The sequence below is a fragment of the Moorena sp. SIO3I8 genome, assembly GCF_010692325.1.
Classification (GTDB): domain Bacteria; phylum Cyanobacteriota; class Cyanobacteriia; order Cyanobacteriales; family Coleofasciculaceae; genus Moorena.
In genome coordinates this window covers 1-5,714 of sequence record NZ_JAAHHW010000212.1, presented here as the reverse complement: position 1 = coordinate 5,714, position 5,714 = coordinate 1, and the positions used below count along the sequence as shown (strand labels likewise).

At 43.9% G+C, this 5,714-nt stretch carries 4 protein-coding genes; 2 read left to right on the top strand and 2 right to left on the bottom strand.

From position 1 onward, the window contains the following. Positions 1 to 606 (top strand): GDSL-type esterase/lipase family protein (locus F6K51_RS34950; protein ID WP_293030099.1); only part of this gene is annotated, 606 nt, incomplete at its 5' end. On the opposite strand, the gene F6K51_RS34945 is transcribed toward F6K51_RS34950, so the two are convergent. Together F6K51_RS34945 and F6K51_RS34940 are read right to left on the bottom strand one after the other, a co-directional pair. Then, a complete protein-coding gene (locus F6K51_RS34945; protein WP_293030096.1) occupies positions 592 to 1,101 on the bottom strand; it encodes a pentapeptide repeat-containing protein in 510 nt (169 codons plus the stop codon). The genes F6K51_RS34950 and F6K51_RS34945 overlap by 15 nt on opposite strands. Before the next feature lie 30 nt (positions 1,102 to 1,131). After that, a complete protein-coding gene (locus F6K51_RS34940; protein WP_075899763.1) occupies positions 1,132 to 2,571 on the bottom strand; it encodes an LCP family protein in 1,440 nt (479 codons plus the stop codon). Between the two features lie 455 nt (positions 2,572 to 3,026). On the opposite strand from F6K51_RS34940, the gene F6K51_RS34935 reads away from it, so the two are divergent. Next, entirely contained in the window at positions 3,027 to 4,085 is a 1,059-nt protein-coding gene (locus F6K51_RS34935; RefSeq protein WP_293030090.1) for a mannose-1-phosphate guanylyltransferase, read from the top strand. The last annotated feature ends 1,629 nt before the right edge of the window (positions 4,086 to 5,714 follow it).

The window sequence follows — 5,714 nt, the reverse complement described above, 5'->3', positions numbered from 1 at the left end:
CCAGAAGGTGGCGGCTGGGTAGAGCGACTGCGACGTCAGTGGATGTTACCCGATAGTCCTGGTCATGTACTCTACAATTTGGGAGTTCGGGGTGATGGGGTTACCCAAGTCCACAAGCGACTAGAACATGAATTTCGCAGTCGTGGTGAACTCAGAAACCGTGTACCAGATGCCATTATTTTATCGGTGGGCGTTAACGATTCAGCCCGTTTAGGACGTCCCGATGGCAATAATTTTACTAATTTTGAGAGTTTCCAGGAAGAACTAGCCAATCTGCTTGAGCTAGCTCAGCAACTCTGTCCAGTGCTATTTGTGGGCATGGTACCAGTTGATGAAAGGAAAATGCCCTTTCTCGATTGTTTTTACTACACTCATGCTGACCAGTACTACTACAAAGAAGCAACTCGCCTTGCGTGTCTGAAGCGTCAAATTCCCTATCTGGACATTTTTGATTTATGGACGTCCCGTGGTTATGATTGGTGCTTCCAACACCTATCTCCAGATGGTCTCCATCCCAATGTGGCTGGTTATCAGCAATTATTACAAGACATCCTGCTCTGGAACCCCTTAGCCCAACTCAACTCCTTAAGCCTAGCGACAGCCTAAACTATACCGTGTGGAGATACCAGTTACAGGATTTACCCCAGTAGCACGCTTACACATCAGTTTAGCCTGATAGCGGTCAATCAAGGCATCAGTAAAATCAGCACCAGTTATCTCGGCATCGTAAAACCTGGTGCTATTCATAATTGCCTTGGTCAAAATAGCATTGGTCAAAATAGCTTGGTCTAAAAATACCCGATCTGCCAAAGAATTGGTCAGATTTGCACCTTCGAGATTGGCTTTCAATAAATTGGCCTTGGTGAAGATAGATCCACTCAGGTCAGCACCTTGGAAGTTTGTGCCTCGCATTTCAGCGCCTGCAAATACGCCACCAACTAAATTCTGATTGGAATAGTCATGATAACTCAAATCCGTAAGGGCATGATTTACTGTATTCTCCTGAGCATAGGCAGGAGTAGCCGATAAAAGCACCCATAGCCAAGCCATAACCAGAACTAAAATTAGTCCCAATAAGCGTCGCCAAATCACCCTAATCACTTGTCAACCTGACTCCTTAAAACTTAAAGCCTAAAACTCCCTCTCTAACCAATCTTCACCGACTCGAATCGTCAGCTCAGATTTGAGATGACCAGTAGAGGATGCTTCTACTCTACCTAGTCCCAGGACTTTTTTGACAATATCTGCTGTTTTTATGTCCCCTTGCTGAACAATAATCTCAGTCTGGGACAAGCGGTCAGGCCAATCTGAGACATAATAGACATTGTAGAAGTCATTTCTGGCTAAATACCGGGCAACACGGCGACCAAGTTCTGGGTCATCGGTAGCATTTTGAATTGCAATTCTGACCCGATGGGGTGAACGGCGGCGCTTTAATGAACTCTTGTATTTGGGCTCTTGCTCGAAATACTCACTCATCACTCGGTCTCGCCCTCGTGAATTCATCAGCCAGTAACTGGCAATGTATTCATCAGCCTTGCTGAATCGACCGGGCAAGAGTACCATTCTGATATTATCTTTGCCAACCTCTAGACCAAAACCGACCAGTGCCAAGATTTCCTCTAAGCTAAGATTAGTATCAATATACTGCTGCATCACTCGCAGGATTTTTGGTAAACGAGGCACGACACTGGGAGTAACTAAACGCTGGCGCAGTGCCTTGAGTAAGATCTGCTGCCGCTGTATCCGAGCAATATCACCATTGTCTTTTCGGTATCGAGCAAATTGTTCGGCTTGGTCTCCATTCAAGGTTTGCCACCCTGGTTCTAAATCAATTTCCAGTTTCTGAGTGAGATCTACATATTCCATCCTCTCAGGCACAAAGACTTCCAGCCCACCGACCAAGTCCACAAGTTCCCGAAATGCATCAGTGGTAATGCGCACATACCTATCAATTGGCACATCATTTAAGGTACGGCTAACCACTTCTGCGGTTAAGGTAGATCCACCTTTGACATTGGCATCGTTAATTTTAACTATCCCAACACCGGGAATTTCTATTCTCGTATCCCGTGGAATTGAAAGCATATTCACGGAGTGGTCCTTGGGGTCTAAGCGCAACAGCAATAGGGTATCACTGCGACCACCAAAAACCTCTGGGGAACCTGGCAACGCATCTGGGACTCGGTCTATGCCCATCACCAGGATATTCACCGGTCGTGACAGGTTGTAGGGAAAGCTTTTACGCCAAGACTTGTGCTCAGAAGCGGCTGGTTGATTCTGGGGGATTTTAGCCTTTTCGGGTTGAGAATGGGATTTAATCAGGGGCGACAATGGGGTAACTAGGGCTAAGGTAGCTCCCAAAGCCGCAGAAATAACTGCTGTCAGGACAAAAGCGCTACTCCAGAATACCCACCGCAAATAGGGGGCAAAGGTTAATCTTAATCCAGACACAGAAGCGTCTAGGTCTGTAGTCAGGTCAAGCTGAGAGTAGGAAACTCCTGTATCACCCTCTTGGGGTGATGGTTGGGGTGTTGAAGCTGAGGCATTATTAATCACACCTGTATCCAAATCTACCTATGAATTGTGATGACTGTTAAAGGATTCAAGTTCCAAGCCTATAGTTGGCTATCCAATTAAACTGTAGCCTTTGGGTACAGTTTAAGATATTGTTGTTGGCCTATAAGTCTATAAGTCTGTAAGTCAAAGCCAATAAAGCATTTTGCCTACCTTCAAAGTGGCTTAATTGAAAAAAGCGCTTTGGCTACCCACGGCTAAAGCTCCTGGTGAAAGCGCTTTGAGGAACATCTAAGAGTGATTAGTCCTTTGTGATCAATGCACAACAGCAATCCCTGAACAGGGATGAAGGAATTGGTGGACAAATGACTAATTTAAGGACTAATGTAAGAACTAATGTAATGGCTAAAGAAGTACTTTAACCATTTTTCATAATCTACAGCCAATAGCAGCTGAATCAGGGAAAGTGAGGTTAGTATGTAGCAGAAAACTACAGTTAAGGCTACATCATGGATAACTCTCTCATCCCTGTGATTCTTGCTGGTGGCAAAGGAGAACGGTTTTGGCCGTTGAGCCGTAAGCACCGACCCAAGCAGTTTTTATGTTTGGATGGTAGTGGCAAGAGTCTTTTGCAGGCAACGGCTGACCGATTGAGTAAGCTGACGGTCGGGCCAGAACACTTGTGGGTGATTACTTCTGCTATGTTAGCTGAGGGAGTGACTCAACAACTACCATCATTACCCCAGAAGCATCTATTAGCGGAACCAGAAGGACGGGATACAGCACCAGCGGTTGCTTGGGCAACTCTAGAGATTGCTAAGGCTTACGGAGAAGATGCGGTAGTGGGCTTTTTCCCTGCTGACCACTGGATTGAAGATGAGCAAGGGTTTCAGCAAACTATCAAGGCGGCTGCTCAATTGGCTGCCGCTGAGTCATCGATTGTAACCTTAGGCATCACCCCCCAATACCCTTCTACAGGCTACGGTTACATTGAGCAAGGTGATAAGACTGGCACGTTTGAGGGATTGCCAGTGTATCAGGTCAGTCGGTTCACCGAAAAGCCTAACCAGGAGACGGCTGAGGAATTTTTGTCTACTGGTCGATTCAGCTGGAACAGTGGGATGTTCATTTTCCGGGCTGGGGTAGTTTTAGATGAATTGCGCACCCATGCACCAGAAATTATTGCCCCTTTAGAAGAAAAAGGTGTGGCGGCTTATGCTGAGCTAGAGAAGAAAAGTATTGACTATGCTTTGATGGAAAAAACAAAGCTAGCTTATGTTTTACCAGCCTCCTTTGGTTGGGATGATTTGGGAGATTGGAATGCCTTAGAACGCTTGCATAATGGCGATGCTAAAAATGTCGCAATGGCTAATCATGTAGAACTGGATACTCAAGGAGCAATTGTCTACTCTAGTAGTGACGATGAGGTGATTGTTACTATTGGTTTAGACGATGTGGTGGTGGTACGCGATCGCAATGCTACCTTAATTGCAAAAAAAGACCGTACCCAGGACATCAAAAAAGCTATCAAAGTTCTCCAAAATAAAAAATTTCAAGATTTTTTGTAATTAATGGCTTCTCACTTTTATAGGTTAACCACATTATAATTATGCTGAACGTCAGAGTGCTTCATAATATATAGTTCAGGGTTTTATCATTATTAATTAGTCAGTGGTGCTCTTAATTTTCTGACTAAATTATCTAATCTGAACTAGAAAAAAATATAGAAAAAAAATAGACAAAGTTAGGCTAGCGATGAAGTGTATAAACAGCGGAACAGGGAACAGGGAACAGGGAACAGGTAACAGGGAACAGGGAACAGGGAACAGGTAACAGGGAACAGGGAACAGGGAACAGGGAACAGGGAGCAGGGAACAGGGAACAGGGAACAGGGAACAGGGAACCGAAAAAGTATGGATTTTAAGGCAATAGTTAATACGTCATATAAATAGATAAAAACCTATCACAAATATCTATGATAAATACTATAAATGTATTCATAAAACTTATTTAAAAAATAAGTAATTTTTATTGATGAATTTTTGCTCCATGGGCGACTTATTTTTATGGCTGCTTATTTTTTAAAAACTTAGGTTATTTGACTGGAAGAAGGTCTATTGCCCGATTGCTAACGCTTTGTTTCAAGAAAGAACATTATCCCACTGTCAATCCTTAGCTATAGACCTTAGACATACACAGTTTGGTTAATTGGTCGATTATTAATAGATATTAAGCAATAGAATGCGATGCTCGGTACGAGCCGCTACGCGATGAAGCGAACGCGCCCCGCGTGGCCAAAGGCCTCAGCTTCCGCTAAAAGCGAAGGCAAATCCCTTGGAACAAAACTAACCCTGACTATCAAGTAATCTTGACAAAAACGGAGATAATGCTTTGGTAGTGTTGCAGACTGGAAAACCTGTCCGGCTGTTCAACCCCACCGCAATCTAACCTAAGGTCAAAAAAGAAGAGTTTTATCGTAATTGATGCCAATTCCTGATACTATATCATCGGCTCAGTAATATAATTTAACCGATTAACCCGATATGTGGATTGACAAAAAGTTGATCAATTCCCATCTCTCCATCCTGCAATTTTCCTATCTTCCCATCCCTACTCAACCCAGTTTTACGATCACAGCAAGCAGTCAGCTAATATGCATTTAAATTTCCACCTCAAGTAGCGTGACCTACGGTCAATCGCGACCCTTGTGCAAAAGCCAGTCTACCATCTCCCGATCTCCCAGTCTCCCAATCTCCCCATCTCCCAATCTCCTGATCAGCCCCTATTCACAATTGAAATGTGTGACAGATTATTCTAGGGGTTATGCGATGAAGCTTCGCTTCCGCTAAAAGCGATGAAGCTTTGCTTCCGCTAAAAGCAAACGCATCTAGTCACTTTTCTCCCTGCAACAGAAAATTGCCAATATGAGGATACTGTGAAGCCATTGCCCACTATAATAAAGTCTTGTTAAAAGGCAACTCCTATAAAAATGGCAATTTGAGGCTCAATCCTGATTTAGATATGCAAACCGGGAATATTCCTTTGCTAAACCCAATAGCAAGCCATTATCCTCAGTACAGGACAAAAGTTGCAAAAAGTGCCAGGGAGAGGGTTTGATGGAAATTACCACAAAGACCACAAACCCTCATGGAACAGATTAACCAACTTCGAGCCAAATTGCGACCCCACCTGGGCTG

Coding starts and splice junctions, on each gene's coding strand:
- F6K51_RS34935 (WP_293030090.1), top strand. CDS start 3,027: ATGGATAACTCTCTCATCCCTGTGATTCTTGCTGGTGGCAAAGGAGAA.